Source organism: Streptomyces vulcanius, assembly GCF_042653945.1.
GTDB classification, from domain to species: Bacteria; Actinomycetota; Actinomycetes; order Streptomycetales; family Streptomycetaceae; genus Streptomyces; species Streptomyces mangrovi.
In genome coordinates, this window is record NZ_JBHSFK010000028.1 from 91,831 (window position 1) to 116,766 (window position 24,936).

Here is a 24,936-nt window from a genome sequence, read left to right on the forward strand (position 1 = left end):
CCGCACCCCCGGACCTGTGGTGTAGCCCGCTCCACCACGGGTCCTGGGCGGCGGCGTTCGAACCGGTAGGCTCACCACGTCAAGGATTGTCAAAGGGGAGGAACCGCCGGTGCACGTGCAGGAGTGGCTCGACACAGTGCCCCCGGCCGCCGTCTACGCCGTGGTGGGCCTGGTCATCGGCCTGGAGAGCCTCGGCATCCCGCTGCCCGGCGAGATCATCCTGGTCTCGGCCGCGCTCCTCTCCTCCCAGCACGGCGGAGTCAACCCGGTCGTCCTCGGCGCGGTCGCCTCCGCCGGCGCGGTGATCGGAGACTCCATCGGCTACGCGATCGGCCGCAAGGGCGGCCGTCCCCTGCTGGCCTGGCTCGGCCGGAAGTTCCCCCGGCACTTCGGCGAGGGGCACATCGCGACGGCCGAGCGGTCGTTCGAGAAGTGGGGCATGTGGGCCGTCTTCTTCGGCCGTTTCATCGCCCTGCTCCGCATCTTCGCGGGGCCGCTCGCGGGCGTACTGCACATGCCCTACTGGAAGTTCCTCATCGCCAACGTCCTGGGCGGCATCATCTGGGCGGGCGGGACGACGGCCGTCATTTACTACGTCGGTGTCGTCGCCGAGTCCTGGCTGAAGAGGTTCTCGTACCTGGGGCTCGTGGTGGCGGCGCTGATCGGTGTGGCGTCGTTCCTGATCGTCAAGCGCAAGGCGAGCCGCGCCGCGAAGGAGGCCGAAGCGGAGGCCGAAGCGGAGACCGTGGGGGCCGCCGAGTAGTTCCGCTATGCGTGGATCTCACCGTGGGCCTTCGCCAGGTCCGCGTACAGCGTGCCGTTGAGCGTGACCCCCTGTCGCTCCTCCTCCGTCAGCTCCCGCTTCACCTTCGCCGGCACCCCCGCCACCAGTGACCCGGGCGGCACCTCCATCCCCTGCGGCACCAGTGCCTGCGCGGCGACCAGTGAACCCTCGCCGATCACCGCGCCGTTGAGTACGGTCGCGCCCATTCCGATCAGGCAGTCGTCCCCGACGGTCGCCCCGTGCACCACGGCGTTGTGACCGACCGACACCCGCTCGCCGATGGTCACGGGAAACCCGGGGTCGGCGTGCAGCGTCACGTTGTCCTGGATGTTGGCGTCGCGCCGGACGGTGATCCGCTCGACGTCACCGCGCACCACCGCGCCGTACCAGACACTCGCCCCCGCCTCCAGGGTGACGTCCCCGATCACCGAGGCGGTCGGCGCCACGAACGCCTCCTCGTCGACCTTGGGCTCCCTGCCGCCGATGCCCACGATCAGCGCCTTCTGTGTCATCACCGTCTCCTCGTGTCGGTAGTCCCCGGGCACCGTACGCCACCCCGGTGGGGCGAAGATCACAGGGCTCCGCCCCCATGCGGCGGGGCGTGCTGAGTACGGTGAGCGGGTGCCGAAGCGCAAGAACACGTTCTCATCCTGGCGGGGCCGCCTCGCGCAGCGCGTCGTCCACGCGGGCTGGTCCTGGGCGCAGCGCGTCGGCTCCGTCACCGCCGAGCACCCCGGCCGGCTGCGCTTCGGCTCGATCGGCCCGTCCACGCGTCTCGCCTTCCCGCTCGGCACGGTCTTCGGCGAACCCTGGATCCACCTCGGCTCCCACTGCATCGTCGGCGAGCAGGTCACACTGACGGCGGGTCTGATGCCCGACCTCGACCTGGGCCCGGACCCGATCCTGCGCATCGGCGACGGGGTCGTCCTGGGCCGCGGCAGCCATGTCATCGCCGACACGACGGTCACCATCGGCAGCGACTGCTACTTCGGGCCGTACGTCTATGTGACGTCCACCAACCACTCCTACGACGACCCGCACGAGCCCATCGGCAAGCAGTGGCCGCGGATGGAGCCGGTGGAGATCGGCCCCGGGTGCTGGGTGGGCACCGGCGCGGTGGTCCTGCCGGGCGCGCGGATCGGGCGGAACGTCGTGGTCGCGGCGGGGGCGGTGGTGCGCGGGACCGTGCCCGACCACGCCGTCGTCGCCGGCGCGCCCGCCAGGGTCGTACGACGTTGGACCCCGTCCGACGGCTGGCAGCCACCGCTGCGCACCCCGGCGCCGGTGCCGATACCCGACGGGGTCACCTCGGACCAACTGGTCGCCCTGTCGGGGCTGGACGAGGAGACGGCGGCGCGACTTGCCCGCTTGGAGCCCGAGCGCTGAGCGGGGGCTGAACGGGGTCCGGGCCGGCCTGAGTCGGGGTGGGACCGAGGGCTGACCGGGCGACTGAACAAGGGGCCGCCGTGCGAGTCCCGGTCCGGGTTGGACGAGGCCGCCTGCGCTGGCGGCCGCACGGGAGGCCGGGCTGTACGAGGGCGCGATGAGGGTTCGGGGCTGCACCAGGGCCGGGCCGGCGGTGGAGGCGAGGGACTCGGTGGGGGTCAGCCCGTTGCCAGCAGCAGGGTGCCGGCCAGTGCCAGGCCCGCGCCCGCCGCCTGGACCGTGAGCAGCCGTTCCCGCAGGAAGCCGCGGGCGGCCAGCGCGGTCACCACCGGGTAGAGCGAGGCGAGCACGGCGGCCACGGTGACCGGGCCGTGCTGGGCGGCGACCGCGTAGGTGCCGTTGGCGGCGACGTCCGCGAGCCCGACGAAGCCGTACGCCGGCAGCGCGGCCGGCGGCAGGCCGCCCGGCGGAAGAGCGGGGGTGCCGCGTCGGACGGCGGCGTACAGCGCGGCACCGCCCACCGCCACATTGGTCACCCGCTGGACGAACAGGGCGAGGAACAGGCCGGTGACGGTCGTGGAGGCCTCGGTGACCAGGGCGAACACCGTGCCGAAGCCGAGCGCGGAGACCAGTGCGAGCAGAATGGTCCGCCGCTGCACCGGCGCGCCCCGCAACTGCGGACCGCCGGCCAGGACGACTCCGGCGACCGCGACCGCGATGCCCGCGATCTGCGTCGGCCCGGGGCGCTCGCCGAGAAACAGGCCGACGCCGACCGGGACGGCGACGCCGAGCGTGGCCAGCGGGGAGACCACGCCCATCGGGCCGAGCGCGAGCGCCTGGTAGAAGCAGAGCAGGGCGACGGGGCCCACCAGCCCGGCGGCGACAGCGAACCAGAGACGGGGACCCGCCGCGCTCCAGGCACCCGTGGCGAGCACGATCGCGCCGAGCACCGCCGCCGCGATCGACTGCGAGACCACGACCACCGTCAGCGCCGGAGCGCGACGCGTCAGAAGCCCGCCGCCGAAGTCGGCCAGCCCCCACAGGAGGCTGGTGGCCAGGGCGAAGAGTGCTGTCACGGGATCCCTCGCAGTACAGTGCGGTGCACGATCGGGTGCAGCCGGGTGCAACACACCGTAGTGCAAAACGTTGAACCCTGTCATTCAGAATATTGGACTCCGGAAGTGGCCGGACCTCCTGAAGTGGACGGAATGTGTCGGACCTCGACCTGCTGACCCAGTCCCTGGGGCGCAACGTCAAGCACTGGCGCGCGGTGCGCGGCTTCACCCTGGACGTGCTCGCCGCCCGGGCCGGCGTCAGTCGGGGCATGCTCATCCAGATCGAGCAGGCCCGCACCAACCCCAGCCTCGGCACGGTCGTCAAGATCGGCGACGCGCTCGGCATCAGCATCACCACGCTGCTGGACTACGAGCAGGGTCCGAAGGTGCGGGTCGTACCCGCCGAGCGGGCCGTACGGCTGTGGCACACCGAGGCTGGCAGCTACAACCGGCTCCTCGCGGGTACCGAGGCGCCCGGACCGCTGGAGATGTGGGACTGGCGGCTCATGCCGGGCGAGAGCAGCACCTCCGAGCCCCACCCCGGGGGCACCGTCGAACTGGTCCATGTCACCACGGGCGAACTGACCCTCACCGTGGACGGCGAGGACCACCGTGTCCCGGCCGGCGCGAGCGCCTCCTTCGAGGCCAACACCACGCATGTGTACGGCAATCGGGGCGACGTGCCGATGGAGATGGTGATGGCGGTCTCCGTGCCGCCGGTGCAGTGAGGCCGCGCGCCCGCTGTTAGCGTGCGGTCATGGACGCACCCATCGGACACTTCGACCACGCCGTACCCGCCCCCGACGCCCTCGACGAGCTGACCGGCCCGGTCGCCGACGCCGTACGCCACTGGAGCGGCAGCGTCCCCGCCGGGCAGATCGTGTACGTCGACACCGACCCGAGGTGGGCCGACACCGCGGTCTTCGTCGAGCACTACGGGCAGGAGCTGCTGGAGCGGTCGGCGAACTGTGTCGTGGTCGCCGGCAAGCGCGGCGGGGAGACCACCCTCGCCGCGTGTCTCGTCCTCTCCACCACCCGGGTCGACGTCAACGGTGTCGTCCGCCGCCAACTGGGCGCCCGCAAGGCGTCGTTCGCCTCGAAGGACACGGCGGTGGGGGAGACCGGCATGGAGTACGGCGGCATCACCCCGATCGGACTCCCCGCCACCTGGCCGGTCCTGGTCGACCCGGCCGTCGTCGACCTCCCCTACGTCCTGGTGGGCAGCGGCCGCCGCCGCGGCAAACTACTCGTCCCCGGCAAGGCGTTCACCGAACTCCCGGGCGCGACGGTACTGGAGGGCCTGGGCATCTGACCCCGGACACCGCAGATCCCCTACGCAGCAGCGAGCCCGCCCCACACCCCTGCCGCCCCGGCCCACTTTCCTGACGGCGCAGGCCAACTGTGCGGGCGGCACCTGCCGGTTGCCCAGGCGGAGGTGGCGCACGGTCCTGGCGGCGCCGACCAACTGCGCTGGTGGGGAGGCGCGTTGCCGGCAGGGGCAGTCCATGGTCCTGGTGGCTGTGTCCTGGCGGCCCGGCGGGGCGGCTTGTTGCCCGGGTGGGGGTGGCCAGGGCCTTTCCGGCGTTGGCCTACTGGCCCGGTGCGGCGGCTTGTCGCCTTGGCGGGGGTGCGCGCTGCCCTGGCAGGGACAGCCCGGGGCCTTGGCGGGGGTGGCGCCACTGCCCCGGTGGGGGCGGCCCAGGGCCTTGGTGGGGTTGGCCTACTGGCCTGGCGGGGTGGCTTGTTGCCTTGGCGGGGCGGCGCGCTGCCCTGGCAGGGACAGCCCAGGGCCCTTGGCGGGGGCGGCGCGCCGACCCGGCGGGGGCCCACCGCGCCGACGAGGATGGAGTTATTGCCCCGGAGGGGAGGGCCGGTTGCCGTGGCGGAGACGGCCTGTGGCCCGGCGGAGGCGCTCCATTGACCCCGGAGGCGGCCGACCGTGGCGGATGCCGGCTGGCCGCCGCAGGTGGCAGCTCACCGACCCTGCGGTGGCTCACCGCCCCCTACAGCGGCGCCCGGGCCCTACGACGGCGCCCCGCCCCCGGGCGGGTGCCGGCCTCGACCCGGGGTGCCAGCCCTGGCCCGGGCGGATGCCAGCCGTCGACGCGTGCGCATGCCAGCCCTGCCCTGTGTGGACGCCGGCCCTGGCCCTGGCGGACGGCGGTCCTCGGCCCGGGCGGGTGCCAGCACTGCCCCCGGCAGTCGCCCCCGGGGCAGGCGCCGCCCCCCGGGCAGCCGGCCCGGCCGATCAGGCTGTCGCGTGGTGGGCGAGGGGTAGGTGGGGGTCCGGTTCGGCCGGGGTCGGGGTCGGGTCCGCGTGGACCAGGGCGGCGGCGAGTCTCGGGACCGTGTGCAGCAGCGCGTGTTCCGCGTCGACGGCGATCGCGTGGGCCTGACGTACCGTCACCTCGCCGTCCACGACGACCGCGACCTCGGCCCGCAGCCGGTGCCCGATCCAGCGCAGCCGCAACTCGCCCACGCCGCGCACCCCTTCGACCTCCCGCAGCGCCTGCTCGGCCCGGTCGACCAGAGCCGGGTCGACGGCGTCGAGGACCCGCCGGAACACCTCGCGCGCCGCGTCCCGCAGCACCAGCGCGATCGCCGCGGTGATCGCCAACCCCACCACCGGGTCGGCGAGTTGCCAGCCGAGGGCCGAGCCGCCCGCGCCCAGCAGCACCGCCAGGGAGGTGAAGCCGTCGGTCCGGGCGTGGAGGCCGTCCGCCACCAGCGCTGCCGAGCCGATCGACCGGCCGACCCGGATGCGGTACCGGGCCACCCACTCGTTGCCCGCGAAGCCGACCAGCGCGGCCACCGCGACGGCGCCGACATGGTCGACCGGCCGGGGGTTCAGCAGCCGCTCGACCGCCGTCCACCCGGCGAACGCCGCCGACGCGGCGATGGTCAGCACGATCGCCAGACCGGCGAGGTCCTCCGCCCGGCCGTAGCCGTAGGTGAAGCGGCGCGTGGCCGCCCGCCGCCCCAGCACGAAGGCGATGCCGAGCGGTACGGCGGTCAGCGCGTCCGCCGCGTTGTGCACCGTGTCGCCGAGCAGCGCCACCGACCCGGACAGCACCACCACGACCGCCTGCGCGACCGCCGTCACCCCCAGCACCGCCAGCGACACCCACAGCGCGCGCATGCCCCGGGCCGAGGACTCCAGGGCCGGGTCGACCTTGTCCGCGGTCTCGTGGGAGTGCGGGGTGAGGAGATGGGAGAGGCGGTGGCGCGGACCCTCGGCCGGATGGGGACGGGGATGCGGGTGGGGATGCGGGTGTTCGCGACCGTGGTCGTGATGATGGCCGTGCTCGTGCTGCTCGCTCACGTCGGTCCCTTCCGGTGCGCCGGGGGTGGACGCGTGTCCGCCCACGGAGCCATTATGTGCGTATGAGCGCACGCATGCACCTGTCACCTGCGCACCATGCGCATCCGCGCACCCCCGGCGAGGAGCAGTTCGCGCTCGCCGCCGAGCTGCTCGCCCTGCTCGGCGACCGCACCCGGCTCACCCTGCTGCACGCCCTGACCTCGGGCGAAGCCGATGTGACGACGTTGACGGAGGTGTGCGGAGCGGCCCGGCCCGCGGTCAGCCAGCATCTGGCGCGGCTGCGGCTGGCCGGCCTGGTCAACACCCGGAAGGAGGGCCGCCGGGTGATCTACTCCCTCTCCGACGGCCATCTGCGCCGCCTGGTGGACGAGGCGCTGAACGTGGCCGACCACCGGCTCGGCGACCAGCCGCCGCACGACTGAGCCCACGACTGGGCCCACGAGTGAGACAGGGGTCTCAGTAGTGCTCGGCTGTCCCTAGGTACTGCTCCGCGAAGGCCGCGGCGGCGGTCGGCGAGGTGAACAGGCGGCGCAGCCGGGCGAACGTCGTCCCCGCCCGGAACGGGTCCCCGGCGGCCGTCCCGTGGTAGACCTCCGACAGCCACTGCGAGAACTCCTGGTAGTCCCACACCCGCCGCAGACACGCCTCCGAGTAGCCGTCCAGACCGCTGCCGTCCTCGCCGTCGAGGTAGGCCACCAGCGCGTCGCCGAGCAGGAACGCGTCGTGCAGCGCGAGGTTCATGCCCTTCGCGGCGATCGGGGCGACGAGATGGGCCGCGTCACCGGCCAGGAACAGCCGCCCGTACGTCATCGGCTCGACCACGTAGTCGTGCATGTCCAGGACGCGCTTCTCGATCAGCGGCCCCTCGGTGAGCGCCGTGGCGCCCGAGCCGCCCGCCAGGCGCTCGTGCAGCTCGCTCCAGACCCGGTCGTCGGACCAGTTCTCGGGGTCGTCGCCGGGTGGGCACTGGAGGTAGTAGCGGGTGACCTCGGGACTGCGGGCCATGTGCCCGGCGAACCCGTTGGGATGGACGCCGAACAGCACACAGTCGGAGGACGGCGGCGCCTCGGCGAGCAGCGCCAGCCAGCCGATGCCGTAGTCGTGCCGGGCGATCCTGGCGTGCTCCGGCGGTGGCGCGGCCCGGCTGACCCCGCGCGCCCCGTCGGCCCCGACCACGAAGTCGCAGGACAGCAACCGTCGTTCACCGGTCTCGGGGCAGACGTACGACACGGAGGGGTACCCGGTGTTCAGTTCGTGCAGCTCGACGTCGCGCACCGAGAACCGGGCGTCCCCGCCGCGAACGTCGACGTACTCGCGGACCAGGTCCGTCACCAGCAACGGCTGTGGGTAGACCCAGTGGTGACGTCCTGTCAGATCACCGTAGGAGAAGCGGTACTGCTCGCCGCCGAAGCGGAACTCGCAGGCCGTGTGGCGCTGGGCCCGCGCCAACAGGTTCTCGGCCAGGCCGCGTTGCCGCAGGCCCTGGACGGCCCACTCCTCGATGACACCGGCCCGGGGCCGCTGCTCGATGGACGCACGGCTCTCCGTCTCCAGGACGACACAGTCGACGGACGCGGCCCGCAGGATGTTCCCGACGGTGAGGCCCGCGGGACCCGCGCCGACGATGACGACCGGAGTGCGGTGAGGGGAAGGGGGTTTGGTGGTCACCCGGACATTATGGGTGTTTGTCAGGCTCCGGTCAGTGGGCCGAGACGTCCTCCGGTCAGTGGGCCGGGGCGTCCACCACCGCGACCTCCTCGATGCTCCGCTCGATCTCCTCCGGGCGGGACGCCGTAGCCAGCGCCCAGTAGTAGATCACCAGCGAGAACACGGTGATGACCAGCATGTCCCACCACAGGCCCAGATGCCCCTGGCCGCCGAACCCGCCCTGCCAGGAGATCACGCCGAGGCCCAGCAGATACACCGGCAGCCAGCGTGCGGCCCGCCAGTCCAGCCGGGGCGCGTCGGGCAGCCCGGACCGGACGGCGTACCAGGCGTAACCGCCGAGCAGCACATAGCCGATGACGATGGCCACGCCCAGCCGCCACAGGGTGTCCCAGCCGGCCCAGTAGACGATGAGGTTGGCCACCACGAACGACAGCGGCGCGATCACCTTGCCGGCGGGCAGCCGGTAGGGGCGCTCACGCCCCGGCAGCCGGTCGGCGAACACGCCGTACGCCAGCGGGGCGCCCGCGTACATCAGCACGCTCGCCGAGGTGATGAAGCCGACCAGCTCCTGCCAGCTGGGGAACGGCAGGAAGCACACCACGCCGGTCACGAACGACACGATCAGCCCGAACCACGGCACGCCCCGCCGGTCGGTGCGGGCGAACACCTTGGGCGCGTAGCCGTTCCCGGCCAGACCGAAGGAGACCCGGGAGGTCGCGGTCGTGTAGATGAGTCCGGTGCCGCCGGGGGAGATCACCGCGTCCAGATAGAGGATCAGGGCCAGCCAGCCCAGGCCCACCAGGGTGGCCAGGCCCGCCCAGGGGCCGCTGATGCCCGTGTAGTGCAGATGGGCCCAGCCGTGCGCGAACGTGCTGTGCGGGAGCGCGGCGATGAACACCACCTGGAGCAGGACGTAGATGACGGCGCCGATCGCGACCGAGCCGAGGGTCGCCCGGGGCAGGTCCCGCTTGGGGTTCCTGCTCTCGCCGGCCAGCTGGATCGCCTGCTCGAAGCCCAGCAGCGCGAAGATGATGCCGGACGAACTGATCGCGCTCAGCACGCCCTTGGCGCCGAACGGCGCGAACCCTTCCGAAGTGAAGTTGCCCGGATGGAAGTTGCCGGCCGCGATGACGAAGATGGCGAACAGCGGCACCCCGATCTTCCACCAGGTCGCGGCGCTGTTGGTGTGCGCGAGCACCCGCACCCCTAGGAAATTCACCGCCACGAAGACGGCCATCAGCAATACGGCGACCACGAGGCCGCTCGCGGTGAGCGTGCCGTCGGTGTGCTGGAACCCCCGCGCCCAGCTCCAGTGCCCGGCGTACCCGATCATCGCCTCGACCTCGATCGGCGCGACGGTCGCCGCCTGCAGCCAGGCGAACCAGCCGAAGGACATGCCCGCCAGTCCGCCGAACGCGTAGTGCGGATAGCGTGCCGTGCCGCCCGCGACCGGGAACATGCCGCCGAGTTCCGCGTGCACCAGGGCGAGCAGCACGATCGCGACGGCCCCGATGACCCAGGACACGACCGCCGCCGGCCCGGCCGTCACGACCGCCTTCTGGGCGCCGTACAGCCATCCCGACCCGATGATGGATCCGACCGAAGCCCACATCAGCCCGATCAGTCCGACGTCCCGGCGCAGCCCTCCCGCGTCCGGACCCTTCGTCACTTCGCTTATTCTGTCGACGCTTACCATTTCTTCATGGGCCTCTCACGAAGGACTTACCCGACGGGCGAGCGCGTCATCTTCCGGATACCTCAGATTAGAAATGGAAGGCCGCGAGAAAGAAGGCGGAGAGGGCATTCTTGACCGCGGCGGGGGTAATTCGAGGGCGTTTCGTGGCCGACAGCGGAAATAGCGGAATTCCGCCCGGCTGATTCAGCCCAGTCGAGGGATCTCGATCGCCGGGCAGCGGTCCATGACCATGTCCAGGCCGGCGGCCCGGGTGCGGTCGTACGCGGCTTCGTCGATCACGCCGAGCTGGAACCAGACGGCCTTCGCTCCCAGGGCGGCGGCTTCGTCGGCGACGGCCCCGGCGAGGTCGCTGTTGACGAACACGTCGACGACGTCGACCTCGAAGGGGATCGCGTCCAGCGAGGGGTACCCCACCTCCCCGTGGACCGTCTCCGCCTTCGGGTGCACGGGCACGACGCGCTTGCCGAAGCGCTGGAGAACCTCGGCAACGCCGTACGCGGCCCGCCGCCGATTCGTCGACAGGCCCACGACCGCCCAGGTGTCGCCGAGTTCGGTGAGGATCTTGCGGACCGTTGCTGAGTCGCCGTACACGCTCGGCCTCCCTGGGATCGATACAAGCACTGGTCTGCTCGACAACAGCGGCAGGACCGGTCTGATTCCGCCCCCCGCCTGCGAAGCCACCCCGGCCCCCATAGGCTCGTCACGTGCTGCGCATCATCGACGCCCGAACCGGCGACAGAGTCGTCGCCGCCCCCGTCCGCCGCGGTCTGACCCGGGTCGAGGCACATGCCTCCGGGTACGGCTCCGACACCCTCAGGATCCTCCTCGTCGCCGACCTGCTCGTACGGGCGCTGGAACTCGGCGGCACGCCCGTTTGGCCCCTGCTGACCGGCGAACACGACCAGGCGGAGCTGCGGGCGGGCGCCGCCGCGCTCGGCATCCATCCCTTCGAGGACGGCCAGGACCTCGCCGCCGGGCTGGGGGAGGCGCAGGTCCTGCACGTGGTGGGCCTGGACCGCCCGGCGGAGCACGCCCCCCTCGACGCGGCGCGGCTCACCGTGGCGCCCGTGGCCGGGAAGGTGCCCGCCGATCTCACCGCCCTGCGCCTCGCGCTGCTCGCCCGCCCCCGCACCGAACCGGTGCGGCTCGACGCGGCGCTGCTGAGCGAGGCCCACGAGACTCTCGTACGCTGGCGTAGGGCCGTCGCCGACTGGGCGCGGCGGCCCTCGCGGCCCGTCCCGGACGAGGTCCGCGGACGGCTGCGCACCGCCTGGGAGGACGATCTGGACGTACCCGAAATGCTGCGCGTGCTGCGATGGGTGGAGGACGCCGGTCCCGCCCTGCCCGACGGCGCCCGCTTCGAGACCTACGCCTACGCCGACCGCCTCCTCGGCCTGGAACTCACCCGCGACCTGGGAGCCCCGGCATGAGCGCGGCGTCCGGCCGCTCCCCTCGCCGCCCCCACACCCCCGTCCTCCCCGGAGGCCAGGAATGAGCGTCAACGGCGCCCCCTTGCGGCGGCTCGTCGTGCTGCGGCACGCCAAGTCCGCCTACCCCGAGGGCGTTCCGGACCACGAGCGGCCCCTGGCGGTCCGGGGCCGCCGGGACGCGCCCGCCGCCGGGGACGCGCTGAGCGAGGCCGACTGTCTGCCCGACCTCGCCCTGTGCTCCACGGCCGTCCGCGCCCGCCGTACCTGGGCGCTGGCCTCGGCCCGCTGGGGCACCCCGCCCCCGGTCCGCTACGACCCGCGCCTGTACGCCGCCGACGTACCCGAACTGCTGGACGTCGTACGGGAGACACCCCCCGAGGTCGGGACGCTGCTGCTCGTCGGCCACAACCCCGGCCTGGAGGAGCTGGTCCTGGAACTGGCCGGGGACGCGCTCGACGACACCCTGGACGAGGTGCGGCTGAAGTTCCCGACGTCGGCGATAGCGGTGCTGGCCTGGCACGGGGCCACCTGGCGGTCCCTCGTCCCGGGAGCCGCGCTGCTGACCGGGATGATCGTGCCCCGCGGCGAGAAGGGCTGAGCCTCGGCCCACGTGCGGTCTGCTCGCTCAGCGCCTCCGGCAGTCAGGCCCGCGCACCACCGCTTAGGCTGACCGGATGCAGGACGAGTACCGCACGGTCGCCCACGCGGGCGTGCACGAGACCGAGGTCAACCGCTCCCGCTTCCGGTGCGCCCTCGCCCCGGCGGCCACCGAGCGGGAGGCCCAGGACTTCATCGCCTCCGTCCGCAAGGAGCACGCCGACGCCACCCACAACTGCTGGGCCTACGTCATCGGCGCCGACGCCTCCGTCCAGAAGGCGAGCGACGACGGCGAACCCGGCGGCACCGCGGGCGTCCCGATGCTCCAGATGCTGCTGCGCCGCGAGATGCGGTACGTCGTCGCCGTCGTCACCCGCTACTACGGCGGCGTCAAACTCGGCGCGGGCGGCCTGATCCGGGCCTACGGCGGCGCGGTCGGCGAGGCCCTCGACACGGTCGGCACCCGCGCCCGCCGCCGCTTCCGCCTCGGCACGGTGACCGTCGACCACCAGCGCGCCGGCCGACTCCAGAACGACCTGCGCGCGACCGGCCGGGAGGTCCGCGACGTCCGCTACGCCGAGGCCGTCACCCTCGACATCGCCCTCCCCGACGCCGACGTACCCGCCTTCCGCGCGTGGCTCGCGGACACGACGGCGGGTACGGCGGCCTTCGAACCCGGCGGCGAGGCGTACGGAGACGCCTGAGCCGGCGGGTGCTTTGTCCGTAACACGGCTTTGGGTCGCGGGACGTGACGGTGCGATACGGGAGTAACCGCCCGTGCTGTCAGACCCGGCCGTTAGTCTCGGGGATCATGAGGCTCCTGCACACTTCCGACTGGCATCTCGGCCGGGCGTTCCACCGGGTGAACATGCTCGGCGCCCAGGCCGCGTTCATCGGCCATCTCGTCACGACCGTGCGGGAGCGCGAGGTCGACGCCGTGGTCGTGTCGGGAGACGTGTACGACCGTGCCGTGCCGCCGCTGGCCGCGGTCGAACTGTTCGACGACGCCCTGCACCGGCTCGCCGACCTCGGCGTGCCCACGGTGATGATCTCCGGCAACCACGACTCGGCCCGCCGGCTCGGCGTCGGAGCCGGGCTGATCGGTCGGGCCGGTATCCATCTGCGTACCGACCCGGCTGCCGCAGGAACCCCGGTGGTACTCGCCGACGCCCACGGCGACGTCGCGTTCTACGGGCTGCCGTATCTCGAACCCGCCCTGGTGAAGGACGAGTTCGGGGTCGAGAAGGCCGGTCACGAGGCCGTGCTCGCCGCCGCCATGGACCGCGTCCGTGCCGACCTCGCCACGCGTGCGCGGGGCACCCGCTCCGTCGTCCTCGCGCACGCCTTCGTCACCGGCGGCGAACCCAGCGACAGCGAGCGGGACATCACCGTCGGCGGGGTCGCCTCCGTGCCCTCCGGAGTCTTCGACGGCGTCGACTACACGGCCCTGGGGCATCTCCACGGCTCCCAGACCCTCACCGGGCGCGTCCGCTACTCCGGCTCCCCGCTGCCGTACTCCTTCTCCGAGACCGAGCACCGCAAGACGATGTGGCTGGTCGACCTGGACGCGGCGGGGGCCGTCACCGCCGAGCGGATCGACTGCCCCGTGCCCCGCGCGCTCGCCAGGATCTCCGGGCCCCTGGAGGAACTGCTCGCCGACCCGGCTCTCGGGCGGCACGAGGAGGCCTGGGTCGAGGCCACGCTCACCGACGCCGTCCGCCCGGCCGACCCCATGGCCCGGCTCACCGAACGCTTCCCGCACACCCTCAGCCTCGTCTTCGCCCCCGAACGCGCACCCGACGACCCGGACGTGTCCTACGCCCGGCGCCTCGCCGACCGCAGCGACCAGGAGATCGCCGAGGACTTCGTGGCCCATGTGCGCGGGGCGGGGCCCGACGCGCGCGAACAGGGCGTGCTGCGGGACGCCTTCGACGCCGTACGCGCGGACGACGCGGTACGGGAGGTGGCGCGGTGAGGCTGCACCGGCTCGACCTGACCGCCTTCGGCCCCTTCGGCGGCCCCCAGAGCGTCGACTTCGACGAGCTGTCCGCCGCCGGGCTGTTCCTGCTGCACGGGCCGACCGGCGCGGGCAAGACGTCCGTCCTGGACGCCGTCTGCTACGCGCTCTACGGCTCCGTACCCGGCGCCCGCCAGAGCGGCCAGGGCCTCAGCCTGCGCAGCGACCACGCGGCCCCCGGCACCCGTACGGAGGTCACCCTCGACCTCACCGTCGCGGGACGGCGCCTGGAGATCACCCGGCAGCCGCCCTGGGAGCGCCCCAAGAAGGGCAACAGGCCCGGAACCACTGTCGACAAGGCCCAGAGCCGGCTGCGCGAGTACGACTCCGTCGCCGGTGTCTGGAAGGACCTCAGCCGCTCCCACCAGGAGATCGGCGAGGAGATCACCCAGCTGCTCGGCATGAGCCGTGAGCAGTTCTGCCAGGTCGTGCTGTTGCCCCAGGGAGACTTCGCACGCTTCCTGCGCGCCGACGCCGAGGCGCGCGGACGGCTCCTGGGCCGGCTCTTCGACACCCAGCGGTTCGCCGAGGTGGAGAAGCGGCTCGCCGAGCGGCGCCGCGACGCCGAGGCACGCGTGCGTGAGGGCGACGCCGAGCTCATCGGCGTCGCCCAGCGAATGCAGCAGGCCGCCGGGCCGGACATGGAGCTGCCCGAGCTGACGCCCGGCGAGCCCGGCCTGGCCGACGCGGTGCTGACCGCCGCCGCCCTCGCCCGCAGCGCTGCCCGTGAGCAGCTGACGGTCGCCGAGTACGGGCGCCTCGCCGCCGAGTCCGCCCGGCGCGCCGCCGAGCGCGCGCTGGACGACGTACGCGAACTCGCGCGGTTGCAACGGCGGTTCGGTGAGGCGCGGGAGCGGGCCGGGCGCCTCGATGAGCGGGCCGGGGCGCACCGGGAGGCGCGGGCGCGGATGGAGCGGGCCCGCAAGGCGGAGGCGGTGGCGCCGGCGCTGGAGCTGCGCGACTCCGCCGACGCCGAGCACCGCCGTGCGTCCGCCGCCGAGGCACACGCGCGTGCGCGGCTGCCGGAGCGGTTCGCGGACTCCGGTGCCACCGGGCTCGCCGCCGCAGCCCGCCGGGCCGCCGAGGAGCTGGGCGGCCTGGAGTCGGCCCGGCGCGGCGAACGGCGGCTCACGGAGCTGCTCGACGAACGGGCCGGCCTGGACCGGCAGGAACGCGCCGACGAGGAGGCGCTGGCGGACAGCGAGGGCTGGCTCGCCGAGTGGGACGCCACGCGCGCGGAGCTCCAGACCCGGATCGAGTCGGCCCAGGAGGCCGCCACCCGCGCCGAGCAGCTCGCCGTACAGCGCGAACCCGCGCAGCGGCGGCTGACGGCCGCCCGGCTCCGCGACCAGCTGGCCCGGGACATCGAAGGCTCCCAGCACCGGGTCCTCGCCTCGGGCGAGCGGTCGCAGTCGGCGCGGGCGCACTGGCTGGACCTCAAGGAACAGCGCCTGAACGGCATCGCCGCCGAACTGGCCGCCACCCTCGCCGACGGAGAGCCGTGCGCCGTCTGCGGCGCCACCGAACACCCGGCCCCCGCCCGCAAGGACGCCGGACACATCGACCGCGAGGCGGAGGAGGCCGCCCTCGCCGACCACCAGCGCGCCGAGGAGCGGCACACCCAGGCCCAGCGCGAGCTGGGCGTGGCCCGCGAGGCACTGGCCGCCGCCACCGCCGAGGCCGGCGACGCACCGACCGACCGGCTCGCCGCCGAGGCCGACGAACTCGAACGCGACCACACCCGGGCCCGCCGGGACGCCTCCGCGCTGCACCCCGCGCGCGAGGAGCTGCGCAAGGCCGAGCAGGAGCACGAGCGCCGCACGGCCGCCCGGCGCGCGGCCGAGGTCGGGGCCGCCTCCCGGGTGGGCCACCGCGAGCGCCTCGAACGCGAGCGGACCGCGCTGGAGGAGGAGCTGACCCGGGCCCGGGGCACCGCGCCGAGCGTGACCGCCCGCGCCGCCCAGCTGGAGCGGCAGGCCGCACTGCTCACCGACGCGGCCGAAGCCGCCCGCGCCGCCGAGGAGAGCGCCGAACGCCTCAAGGCAGCCGACGGACGCCTCGACGAGGCCGCCCACCGGGCCGGCTTCGACACCCCGCAGGCCGCCGCCGACGCCCTCCTCGACGACACCGCCCACCGCGAGCTGCAACACCGCCTGGACGCCTGGCAGTCCGAGGAGGCCGCCGTACGTGCCGTCCTCGCCGAACCCGACACCGTGGCCGCCGCCCGGCAGCCGCCCGCAGGCCTCGCCACCGCCGAACGGACGGCCTCCGCGGCGGCCGAGCGACTGCGCCGGGCCGGCTCGGCCGAGGACGCGGCCGTCCGCCGCTGCGCCGAGCTCGACACGCTCTCCACGCGCGCGTCCGACGGCGTACGGCGGCTCGCGCCCCTGCGCGACGAGCACGACCGGGTGGCCCGGCTGGCGGGCCTCGCCGCGGGCACCTCGGCCGACAACGAACGCAAGATGCGCCTGGAGGCGTATGTCCTCGCGGCCCGTCTGGAGCAGGTGGCCGCCGCCGCGACCGTCCGCCTCCAGAGGATGTCCTCCGGCCGCTACACGCTCGTCCACTCCGCCGACCGGGCCGGGCGCGGGCGCAGCGGGCTCGGGCTGCACGTCGTCGACGCCTGGACCGGCCGCGAGCGGGACACGGCGACGCTGTCCGGCGGCGAGACCTTCTTCGCCTCGCTCGCCCTCGCCCTCGGCCTCGCCGACGTCGTCACCGACGAGGCGGGCGGGGTGCGGCTCGACACCCTCTTCATCGACGAGGGGTTCGGCAGCCTCGACGACCAGACCCTCGACGAGGTCCTCGACGTCCTCGACTCCCTGCGGGAACGGGACCGCAGCGTCGGAATCGTCAGCCACGTCGGCGATCTGCGGCGGCGGATCCACGCGCAGCTGGAGGTCGTGAAGGGCCGGTCGGGTTCGACGGTCCGGCAGCGGGGTCAGCGGCCGAGCGGGCGCCGGGGGAGCGGTGAGGAGTAGACCACGCTGGTGGTGACCGACCCCAGCGTGCCGATCCGGCCCGAGACCTCCTCCAGATGGCGCATCGAACGGGCGGCGACCTTGATCACGAAGCAGTCGTCGCCCGTCACATGGTGCGCCTCCAGGATCTCCGGGGTGACGGCCACCAGGTCGTGGAACGGCTTGTAGTTGCCGTTGGGATAGCGCAACCGCACGAACGCCAGGATCGACAGCCCCAGCCGCTCGGGGTCCACGACGGCCGCGTACCCCTGGATGACCCCCGCCTCCTCCAGCCGCCGCACCCGCTCGGTCACGGCGCTCGCCGACATCGACACGGCCCGCGCGAGCTCGGCGAAACTGGCCCGTCCGTCGCGCTGGAGGACCTCGAGAATGCGCCAGTCGGTGGCGTCCGGGGAATACACGGTCATGGTGGAGGAATAGCAGGGGAATCCCCGGTGGAGCAACGTCTGTGCCGGGGAACGCCGCTTCAGGTGAGAGTCGGCCGCGCATAGGTTTCTGATCACCGGACCCCGCGCCAGAAAGGCCCCCGATGACCACCGCCACCCCCGCCGAGGCCGCCGCCCACTTCCGTGCCGCGCTCGCCTTCCACACCGATGTCTCCGACGTGGCCGCCGCGCTGGCCGCCGACGGCGACCCCGGCTTCGTCGTCCTGGACTCCCGCTCCGCCGAGGCCTGGGAGCAGGGCCACCTCCCCGGCGCCGTCCATCTGCCCACCGCGCTCATCCCCGAGCGGGCCGAACGGCTCCTGGACCGGAACGTGCCGGTGGTGACGTACTGCTGGGGACCCGGCTGCAACGGCGCGACCCGCGCCGCCCTCGCGCTCGCCGAACTCGGCTACCGCGTCAGGGAGATGCTCGGCGGCTTCGAGTACTGGGCGCGCGAGGGCTTCGCGTACGACACCCGGGAGGGGCGCGGCCGGCGCGCCGCCGACCCGTTGACCGCGCCCGTGGCCGCGGTCAACTGCGGCTGCTGACCACTGACTTGCGCCGGCGTCAGAGCTGGGCCAGCTCCTCCACCAGGTCGTCCAGGCCCAGCGAACCCTGCGAAAGGGCCGCCATGTGCCAGGACTTGAGGTCGAAGGCGGCACCGTGGCGCTCGCGGGCCTTCTCGCGGCCCAGCAGCCAGGCCCGTTCGCCGAGCTTGTAGCCGATCGCCTGGCCGGGGATGGTCAGATAGCGGGTCAGCTCGCTCTCCACGAAGTCCGCCGGGCGGCTGCTGTGCGAGCCGAAGAACTCCTGCGCCAGGCCGGGGGTCCAGCGCTCACCCGGGTGGAACGGCGAGTCCGCCGGGATCTCCAGCTCCAGATGCATGCCGATGTCGACGATCACCCGGACCGCGCGCATCATCTGGGCGTCCAGATAGCCGAGCCGGTGCTCGGGGTCGGTGAGGAAGCCCAGCTCGTCCATCAGCCGCTCCGCGTACAGCGCCCAGCCCTCCGCGTTGGCGCTGACCATGCCCACGGAGGCCTGGTAGCGGGAGAGTTCGCCGGCGATGTGCGCCCACTGCGCGAGCTGGAGGTGATGGCCGGGGACGCCCTCGTGGTACCAGGTCGAGACGAGGTCGTAGACCGGGAACCGGGTCTGGCCCATGGTGGGCAGCCAGGTGCGCCCAGGGCGCGAGAAGTCCTCCGACGGGGGCGTGTAGTACGGGGCCGCCGCGCTGCCGGCCGGGGCGATCCGGGACTCCACCCGCCGTACCCGCTCGGCGAGTTCGAAGTGGGTGCCGTCCAGCGCCTCGATCGCCTGGTCCATCAGGCCCTGCAGCCAGTCGCGGACCTCGTCGACGCCCTCGATGTGCTTGCCGTGCTCGTCGAGGTGGGCGAGCGCCACCCACGGCGTCGCGGCGCCCGGGAGGATCTTCTCGGCCTCCTTCTTCATCTCCGCGAGGAGCCGGTGGTACTCCGCCCAGCCGTACGCGTACGCCTCGTCCACATCGAGGTCGGTGCCGTTGTAGTAGCGCGACCAGCGGGCGTACCGCTCCCGGCCCACGGTGTTCGGCGCGCCCGCCACGGTCGGCGCGTACACGTCGCGCATCCAGTCCCGCAGCTCGACGACCGCCGCGGACGCCGTACGGGCGGCCTCGTCCAGCTCGGCGCGGAGCGCGTCCGGACCGGCGGCGGCGAAGTCCTCGAACCAGCCGCGGCCGTTGCCGTCCGTGTCCGACCACTCGGTGAGTTGCTCGACGAAGGTGGCCGTCGGGCGCGGGGCCGCGTACAGCTTGCGCTCCAGACCGAGCGCCAGGGACTCCCGGTAGCCCGCCAGGGCCGCCGGGACCGCGCGCAGCCGCTCGGCGATCGCCGCCCAGTCCGCGTCGGTCTGCGTGGGAGTCACGGTGAACACCTCGCGCACCTGGTGCACGGGCATACCCAGATTGCCGACCGCGCGCAGGCTTTCGTCAGCCTCCAGCACGGCGAGGTGCGCGGTGAGGCGCTCGCGCAGCAGGCGTGCGCACCGGCGCTCGATGTCACTGTCCGCGCCGGGCCGCCGCTCCGCCTCGTCGAGCTTCGCCAGCGTGTCCCGCGTGAGCTGCGCGAGGGCCTCCTGGCCCGCCGGCGAGAGGTCGGGCAGCAGACTCGAACTCTCCGACACGCCTAGGTAGGTACCGGTCACCGGGTCGAGGGCGATGAGGTCGTCGACGTAGGCGTCGGCGACCTCACGGGGAAGCGAGCTGTTGGTCTGTGACATGCCCACCATCCTCGTACGAGAGGACGGCGCACGTCACGGCGTTTGAGCTGATGGCGTAGGGCGTCACAAGGGCGTTTGAGCGTGGGCATCCCGCGTGGGGATCCGGCGGCGGGAGCCCGGCGGTTTCGTACGCCAGGCGCCCGCGCCCGTGCCTCAGTCGCGCGTGACGCGCTCCCCGTACCGCTCGGCCACCTCTTCCGCCGCCTCCTGCTCCAGGCGCGCGGTGATCACGAGGGTTCCCTCCTCGATCTGGTAGTCGAGGGGCAGGCCCAGGCCGCGCATCGCGGCGACCATCCCGGTGTTGGCGGACTGCGTCACGGCGTACACGCTCGCGCACCCCGCCTCGACGGCCATCGCGACCAGCCGGCCGAGGAGTTCGGCGCCTATGCCGCGCCGCTGCCACTGGTCCTCGACGAGCAGCGCGACCTCCGTCTCGTCGCCGTCCCAGAGCAGATGGCCGAGGCCGACGATGCGCCCGGACGGCGTCTGCACGGCGAGGGTGCGGCCGAAGCGGGGGCTGAGCAGATGGTTGAGGTAGCGGTCCGCGTCGCCGACCGGCCCGTGGTACCGCAGCCCGAGAGTGCGCGTCGAGCACCGCTCGTGCATCGCCCTGGCCGCCTCCAGGTCACCGGTGTCGGCCCGTCGTACGGTGATGTCGTTGCCCTCGGGCAGCGTCAGCACGTCCTGGCCGCGCGGGACGCGGGGGCCGAGCCGGGCGTCCAGTTCCACCAGGGCACGCGCGCGTGCGAACTCGGTCGGGGTGAACGGCAGATACGGCCGCTCCACGGTGATCACTCCGCCTTCCGGCGCCCGCAGGCGCATCACGGTGTCCTCCAGCACGCCCTCGACCGGCACGCTGCCCTCGCGCCGGCTGTTCGCGGGCGTTGCGGGCAGCGAGCGGATCGTGCACCGGCCGAGCAACTGCCGCAGAGTGAGCGGCAGTTCGGCGGCGTCGAGGGCGGTGCGGGTGGCGAGGCCGAGTACCCGGGTCGGCGCGTCCACCAGGTCGTGGGCGTCCGCCCGCTCGATCCAGGTGCCGGTGCCGCCCGCGTCGGACACGGCCTGGGCGATGTCGGCCGCCGCGAGGGGCGCCGGGGCGCGCAGCAGGAACTCGTCCACCGTGTCCACACCCAGCGGGTGCGTCTGGAGGCTCAGGATGTCCACCCGGTGCCCGGCCAGGGCCACGCACAGCGCGGCCAGGGACCCGGGGGCGTCCTTGACGGTGGTCCGCATCCGCCACAGGGTGCTCTCCTCACCCACACCGACCGACGGCCCGGCCTGCTCCTCCGAGGAGGACGGCCGGGCACCGGTATCACTCGTGGGCGGCGGGTCCTCGTGGCGGCGTGGCCACCGGACGGCCCTGAGGAGCGCGGAGATCTTCCCGTCGGCGCCTCTTTCGTCAGCTTTTCCGCCAGCTTTTCCGTCAGCCATGTTTCGAGTCATGCGGCCACTGTGAAGGAACGGTGTTGCGTGATCACGAACAGCCTGTGACTGACGGGTAAAGGCCGCGAATGCCCGTTTTGTTAATCGTTCTACGACTACTGCCCTACCCTTACTGACCGATTACTGCCCGACTTTGCCCGGCTGGAGCACCTGGGTGAAGAGCACCGTGCCGTCCTGCTCGCGCAGCCGGACCGTGAGCTCCCCGCTGTGGCCGTCGATGTCGACCTCGCCGAAGAACTGGTAGCCACCGGCGGGCGAGACGTTGGACGCGGTCGGCGCCTTCACGAACACCCGCTCCGGGCCGAAGGTGTTGTCGAGCGCGCTCGCCGGGAAGGCGCCCGCGTTCAGCGGACCGGAGACGAACTCCCAGAACGGCTCGAAGTCGGTGAACGCGGCCCGCGAGGGCTGGTAGTGCTGCGCCGAGGTGTGGTGCACGTCGGCCGTCAGCCACACCGTGCCGGTGATCCGCCGGTGCTTGACGAACCGGAGCAGCTCCGCGATCTGCAGCTCACGGCCGAGCGGCGCGCCCGGGTCGCCCTGCGCGACGGCCTCGATGTTCGGCCTGCCCTCGGTGGCGTCCGGCACGACGAGCCCGATCGGCATGTCGGAGGCGATCACCTTCCACACCGCCCGCGAGCGCGCCAGCTCCCGCTTGAGCCACTCCAGCTGCTCACGGCCGAGGATGCCCTGCGGGTCCACGGTCTGGTCGTCGGGGGAGTTGGCGTTGCGGTACGTCCGCATGTCCAGGACGAACACGTCGAGCAGCGGGCCGTGCCGCATGACCCGGTGGACACGGCCGTCCTTGGCGCCCGGCCGCAGCGTCGAGATCGGGAAGTACTCGCTGAACGCCCGCCGGGCGCGGACCGCGAGCACGTCGACGCTCTTCTCGGTGTACCGGGGATCGGAGTCCGTGATCACTTCCCCCGGGTACCAGTTGTTGCGGACCTCGTGGTCGTCCCACTGGATGATCGACGGCACCTGGGCGTTGAAGCGGCGCAGGTTGTCGTCGAGCAGGTTGTAGCGGAAGTTGCCGCGGAACTCCGCGAGGGTCTCGGCCACCTTGGACTTCTCCTCGGTGGTGACGTTCCGCCAGAGGGTGCCGTCGGGCAGTGCCTGGGTCGCGGTGATCGGGCCGTCGGCGTAGATGTTGTCGCCGCTGCAGAGGAAGAAGTCGGGGTCGAGCCTGGACATCGCGTCGTAGATGCGGTAGCCGCCGAGGTCGGGGTTGATGCCCCAGCCCTGGCCCGCGAGGTCACCGGACCACAGGAAGCGCACGTCGCGCCGGCGGCCCGTCGGCACCGTGCGGAAGGTGCCCTCCACGGGTTTTCCGGTACGACGCGGGTCGTCCGGGTCGGCCAGCAGCACGCGGTAGTGGATCTGCTCGCCGGCCGGCAGCCCGTGCAGCCGGGTGGTGCCGGTGAAGTCGGTGCCCGAGCCGAGCAGCGGCCCGTACCAGCGGCGCGCATGGCGGAACGACTCCGTGGCGGCGGTCTCGACGACCATCCGCGCCGGGCGGTCCGAACGCACCCACACCAGCCCGGAGCCGGACGTCACGTCTCCCGTCTGCACGCCCCAGTCGGCGCGGGGCCGCCCGGAAAGCGCCAGCGCGGGCGCGGCGCCGGCCGCGACCGGCAGGGTCAGAGCGGCGGACGCGGCGAGCGAACCGCGCAGAACGCTGCGGCGCCCGGGGAGCGGACGGTGTGACATGGGGGGCCTCCAGAGGCGTGAAGCGGCCGGTGTGCACAGCCACAACTACGGGGGCACCGCAGCGCACACGGAAACCACGAGTGAACAACTGCCGCCGCCCAGAAGGGAACCCGCCGCGCGGGGACGCGCGGCGGGTTCCCTCAGGCATGGCTGTGGGCCCCGTACGCGGTCGGGTCGGGGGTGTTGTCTCGGGCGGCGTACCCGGCGCGGGGCACCCGGCGCGGAGACCCCGCAAGGCGTCGCCGGTGACGGGCCGTGCCGTCGGGGGCGCAGCCTCCCCGTTGCGGGGCGTTTCGAGCCTTGCGGTATGCGGCGCCGCTTCCTGGGGGTGAGCAGCCCGAGGCTTGCTGTGTGCGGCACCCTTTGCTGGGTGTGAGCGGCCCGAGTTCTGCCGTATGCGCTATGGCTTCCTGGGGGTGAGCGGCCCCGGGGCCTCTCGCCTGCGGCATTGCTTCTGGGGGGTGAGCTGCCCGAGCCGTGGGGCCGCAGCCGACGGTTGTCAGGTGTGTGTACCGGTGACGGTTTCGTTTCCGGGATCGCCCGGACGGCTCAGCGGCTGCCGTCGAGGAGTACTCGGGCGACCAGGGCCGGGTCGTCGTTCATCGGGCAGTGGCCGCAGCCGGGGAGTCGGACGAGGCGGGCGGCGGGGATGATCTGCTTGGCGCGGATGCCCTGGCGGCGCACGAGGAGCCAGTCGCGGGTGCCCCAGCCGACGGTGACGGGGATGCCGGGGATGTCCTCGGTGAACTGGATGGTCGTGCCGGCCCGCAGGGTCTGGTCGAAACCGGTGGCCTGGGCGAGCGCGAGGGTCTCGGCGACCACGGCCTCGGGCGTGCGGCGGCCCGGACGGGCGTAGATGGTGCTGGTGAGCGCGGTACGGCCGGCCGAGGTGCGGGCCAGCCGTTCGACGAGCGGCAGCGGCATACGGCGGGAGATGTGCCGCATCGTCAGCAGGACGCCGAACGCGTACCGCCGCTCGGCCTCCGACCAGAACCCGGCGGGGGACAGCGCGGTGACGGACCGTACGAGCTTCTCCCTGCCGAGTTCCAGGGCCAGCAGCCCGCCGAGGGAGTTGCCCGCCACGTGCGGACGTTCGAGCCCCAGGGCCTCGCAGAAGGAGGCGAACACGGTCGTCGTGGTGGGCAGGTCGTAGGCGAGCCCGTCCGGCAGGGCGGGGGAGACGCCGAAGCCGGGGAGGTCCACGGCGATCACGTCGCGCTCGGTGGCGAGGATGTCCACCACCGGGTCCCAGGCCTGCCGGTGGTGGCCGATGCCGTGCAGCAGGAGCAGCGGTTCGCCGCTGCCCACGCGCGCGTAGGACACGGTGACGGACTGCGGCCCACTCGGGGTGGGGACCGGGAACGAGACGGTGGCTGGCATGGGAAAGCTCCTCGTCTGGACGGCCGTCGAACGCCGTAGACATCTTGTCAGCAATTGCTACTGGCGGGTAGCCCCGTGCTTCGATCGGGGGTATCAGCGTGCGCTGCGCAGTTCCAGGTTGAACTCCGCGTGCCCGAAGCGGCGCATGAGGTTCAGCCACAGCGGCAGCCACATCTCCACGCTCCGCGACGCCCGGATGCCGCCGAGGTCCAGCACCCGCTCCGCGGGCCAGCCGAACTCGCCGAGCAGCGCGGTGACCTGCTCCTTGGCCCCGGCATCCGCCCCGCACACGAAGACCTGGTGCCCGCCCGGCACCCGCGCCGGATCCACCATCACCTCGCAGTTGACGGTGTTCAGCGTCTTCACCACACGCGCGTGCGGGAACGCCCGCTGGATCTGCTCGCCGACGCTGTCCGACTCCACGGGCGACAGCCGTGCCTCGCCGTCCTCGAACGCCAGCGGATTGGACACGTCGACCACGACCTTGCCGTCGAGGTTGTCCGCCCCGGCCGCCGACAGCGCGGCGAGCGCCACCTGTCCGCCCACCGCGTTCACCACCACCTCGGCGGATCCGGCCGCCGTCGCGAACGTGCCGGTGCCCCCGCCCGTGTCCGCCGCCCACGCCAGGGCCGCCGGGTTGTCGGCGGTGCGCGAGCCCAAGGTCACCTCGTGACCGAGTTCCACCAGCTTTCCGCCCAGGGTGCGACCGACCACCCCCGTGCCCAGCACCGCGTAACGCATGGCGACCTCCGTTGCCGGTCCGTCGGTCCGTCAGCCCGTCGAGGA

General features: G+C 73.1%; 23 protein-coding genes. 11 read left to right on the plus strand and 12 right to left on the minus strand.

Features of this window, described 5'->3' with window-relative positions; all coding sequences use genetic code 11:
- Positions 1-109 precede the first annotated feature (109 nt).
- The gene (locus tag ACFPIH_RS35465; RefSeq protein ID WP_381181619.1) at positions 110-763 is read left to right on the plus strand and encodes a DedA family protein; all 654 of its coding nucleotides are present in this window, start codon (positions 110-112) and stop codon (positions 761-763) included.
- 5 nt (positions 764-768) lie between these two features.
- Here the strand turns inward: ACFPIH_RS35465 and ACFPIH_RS35470 are convergent, their stop codons facing one another.
- A complete protein-coding gene (locus tag ACFPIH_RS35470) occupies positions 769-1,296 on the minus strand; it encodes a gamma carbonic anhydrase family protein (protein ID WP_381181617.1) in 528 nt (175 codons plus the stop codon).
- A gap of 109 nt (positions 1,297-1,405) precedes the next feature.
- On the opposite strand from ACFPIH_RS35470, the gene ACFPIH_RS35475 reads away from it, so the two are divergent.
- The gene (locus ACFPIH_RS35475) at positions 1,406-2,170 is read left to right on the plus strand and encodes an acyltransferase (RefSeq protein WP_381181615.1); all 765 of its coding nucleotides are present in this window, start codon (positions 1,406-1,408) and stop codon (positions 2,168-2,170) included.
- Positions 2,171-2,388: 218 nt separating this feature from the next.
- Here the strand turns inward: ACFPIH_RS35475 and ACFPIH_RS35480 are convergent, their stop codons facing one another.
- Positions 2,389-3,246, minus strand: a complete 858-nt coding sequence (locus ACFPIH_RS35480) for an EamA family transporter (RefSeq protein ID WP_381181613.1) — start codon at positions 3,244-3,246, stop codon at positions 2,389-2,391.
- A gap of 134 nt (positions 3,247-3,380) precedes the next feature.
- Here ACFPIH_RS35480 and ACFPIH_RS35485 point away from each other — a divergent pair, with 134 nt between their 5' ends.
- Both ACFPIH_RS35485 and ACFPIH_RS35490 read left to right on the plus strand, forming a co-directional pair.
- Entirely contained in the window at positions 3,381-3,953 is a 573-nt protein-coding gene (locus tag ACFPIH_RS35485; RefSeq protein ID WP_381181611.1) for a helix-turn-helix domain-containing protein, read from the plus strand.
- Between the two features lie 29 nt (positions 3,954-3,982).
- Positions 3,983-4,537: a YbaK/EbsC family protein gene (locus ACFPIH_RS35490; RefSeq protein WP_381181609.1), complete on the plus strand. Its 555-nt coding sequence runs from the start codon at positions 3,983-3,985 to the stop codon at positions 4,535-4,537.
- A gap of 936 nt (positions 4,538-5,473) precedes the next feature.
- On the opposite strand, the gene ACFPIH_RS35495 is transcribed toward ACFPIH_RS35490, so the two are convergent.
- Positions 5,474-6,547, minus strand: a complete 1,074-nt coding sequence (locus ACFPIH_RS35495) for a cation diffusion facilitator family transporter (RefSeq protein ID WP_381181607.1) — start codon at positions 6,545-6,547, stop codon at positions 5,474-5,476.
- 62 nt (positions 6,548-6,609) lie between these two features.
- On the opposite strand from ACFPIH_RS35495, the gene ACFPIH_RS35500 reads away from it, so the two are divergent.
- Positions 6,610-6,969, plus strand: coding sequence for an ArsR/SmtB family transcription factor (locus ACFPIH_RS35500; protein ID WP_381181605.1), 360 nt, complete (start codon positions 6,610-6,612; stop codon positions 6,967-6,969).
- A gap of 34 nt (positions 6,970-7,003) precedes the next feature.
- On the opposite strand, the gene ACFPIH_RS35505 is transcribed toward ACFPIH_RS35500, so the two are convergent.
- The 3 genes from ACFPIH_RS35505 to ACFPIH_RS35515 form a co-directional block, all read right to left on the minus strand.
- Positions 7,004-8,215 carry a 4-hydroxybenzoate 3-monooxygenase gene (locus ACFPIH_RS35505; protein ID WP_381181603.1) on the minus strand — a complete coding sequence of 404 codons (1,212 nt, stop codon included), beginning with the start codon at positions 8,213-8,215 and terminating at the stop codon, positions 7,004-7,006.
- A 55-nt stretch (positions 8,216-8,270) separates the two neighbouring features.
- A complete protein-coding gene (locus ACFPIH_RS35510) occupies positions 8,271-9,911 on the minus strand; it encodes an APC family permease (protein ID WP_381181601.1) in 1,641 nt (546 codons plus the stop codon).
- A gap of 183 nt (positions 9,912-10,094) precedes the next feature.
- Complete coding sequence (locus ACFPIH_RS35515) at positions 10,095-10,502, minus strand: CoA-binding protein (RefSeq protein ID WP_381181599.1); 408 nt, start codon at positions 10,500-10,502, stop codon at positions 10,095-10,097.
- A gap of 113 nt (positions 10,503-10,615) precedes the next feature.
- Between ACFPIH_RS35515 and ACFPIH_RS35520 the strand changes: the two genes are divergently transcribed.
- From ACFPIH_RS35520 to ACFPIH_RS35540, 5 genes are all read left to right on the plus strand, one after another.
- A complete protein-coding gene (locus ACFPIH_RS35520) occupies positions 10,616-11,341 on the plus strand; it encodes a hypothetical protein (protein ID WP_381181597.1) in 726 nt (241 codons plus the stop codon).
- Positions 11,342-11,402: 61 nt separating this feature from the next.
- Complete coding sequence (locus ACFPIH_RS35525; RefSeq protein ID WP_381181595.1) at positions 11,403-11,939, plus strand: SixA phosphatase family protein; 537 nt, start codon at positions 11,403-11,405, stop codon at positions 11,937-11,939.
- Between the two features lie 76 nt (positions 11,940-12,015).
- Positions 12,016-12,642, plus strand: a complete 627-nt coding sequence (locus tag ACFPIH_RS35530) for a YigZ family protein (RefSeq protein ID WP_381181593.1) — start codon at positions 12,016-12,018, stop codon at positions 12,640-12,642.
- 107 nt (positions 12,643-12,749) lie between these two features.
- A complete protein-coding gene (locus tag ACFPIH_RS35535) occupies positions 12,750-13,913 on the plus strand; it encodes an exonuclease SbcCD subunit D (protein WP_381181591.1) in 1,164 nt (387 codons plus the stop codon).
- Positions 13,910-16,936 (plus strand): AAA family ATPase, encoded by a 3,027-nt coding sequence (locus ACFPIH_RS35540; RefSeq protein WP_381181589.1) that lies wholly within the window; start codon positions 13,910-13,912, stop codon positions 16,934-16,936. The genes ACFPIH_RS35535 and ACFPIH_RS35540 overlap by 4 nt, the downstream gene beginning before the upstream one ends.
- On the opposite strand, the gene ACFPIH_RS35545 is transcribed toward ACFPIH_RS35540, so the two are convergent.
- A complete protein-coding gene (locus ACFPIH_RS35545) occupies positions 16,897-17,343 on the minus strand; it encodes an Lrp/AsnC family transcriptional regulator (RefSeq protein WP_381181587.1) in 447 nt (148 codons plus the stop codon). The genes ACFPIH_RS35540 and ACFPIH_RS35545 overlap by 40 nt on opposite strands.
- A gap of 122 nt (positions 17,344-17,465) precedes the next feature.
- Here ACFPIH_RS35545 and ACFPIH_RS35550 point away from each other — a divergent pair, with 122 nt between their 5' ends.
- Positions 17,466-17,909, plus strand: coding sequence for a rhodanese-like domain-containing protein (locus ACFPIH_RS35550; RefSeq protein WP_381181585.1), 444 nt, complete (start codon positions 17,466-17,468; stop codon positions 17,907-17,909).
- A gap of 19 nt (positions 17,910-17,928) precedes the next feature.
- On the opposite strand, the gene ACFPIH_RS35555 is transcribed toward ACFPIH_RS35550, so the two are convergent.
- The 5 genes from ACFPIH_RS35555 to ACFPIH_RS35575 all read right to left on the minus strand — a co-directional run bounded on the left by ACFPIH_RS35555 (position 17,929) and on the right by ACFPIH_RS35575 (position 24,891).
- The gene (locus tag ACFPIH_RS35555) at positions 17,929-19,620 is read right to left on the minus strand and encodes a DUF885 domain-containing protein (RefSeq protein ID WP_381181583.1); all 1,692 of its coding nucleotides are present in this window, start codon (positions 19,618-19,620) and stop codon (positions 17,929-17,931) included.
- A 153-nt stretch (positions 19,621-19,773) separates the two neighbouring features.
- Entirely contained in the window at positions 19,774-21,063 is a 1,290-nt protein-coding gene (locus ACFPIH_RS35560) for a GNAT family N-acetyltransferase (RefSeq protein ID WP_381181581.1), read from the minus strand.
- A 120-nt stretch (positions 21,064-21,183) separates the two neighbouring features.
- Complete coding sequence (locus ACFPIH_RS35565; RefSeq protein WP_381181579.1) at positions 21,184-22,770, minus strand: alkaline phosphatase D family protein; 1,587 nt, start codon at positions 22,768-22,770, stop codon at positions 21,184-21,186.
- Between the two features lie 549 nt (positions 22,771-23,319).
- Positions 23,320-24,150 carry an alpha/beta fold hydrolase gene (locus ACFPIH_RS35570; RefSeq protein ID WP_381181577.1) on the minus strand — a complete coding sequence of 277 codons (831 nt, stop codon included), beginning with the start codon at positions 24,148-24,150 and terminating at the stop codon, positions 23,320-23,322.
- Between the two features lie 93 nt (positions 24,151-24,243).
- Positions 24,244-24,891: an NADPH-dependent F420 reductase gene (locus ACFPIH_RS35575; protein ID WP_381181575.1), complete on the minus strand. Its 648-nt coding sequence runs from the start codon at positions 24,889-24,891 to the stop codon at positions 24,244-24,246.
- Between the last annotated feature and the right edge of the window lie 45 nt (positions 24,892-24,936).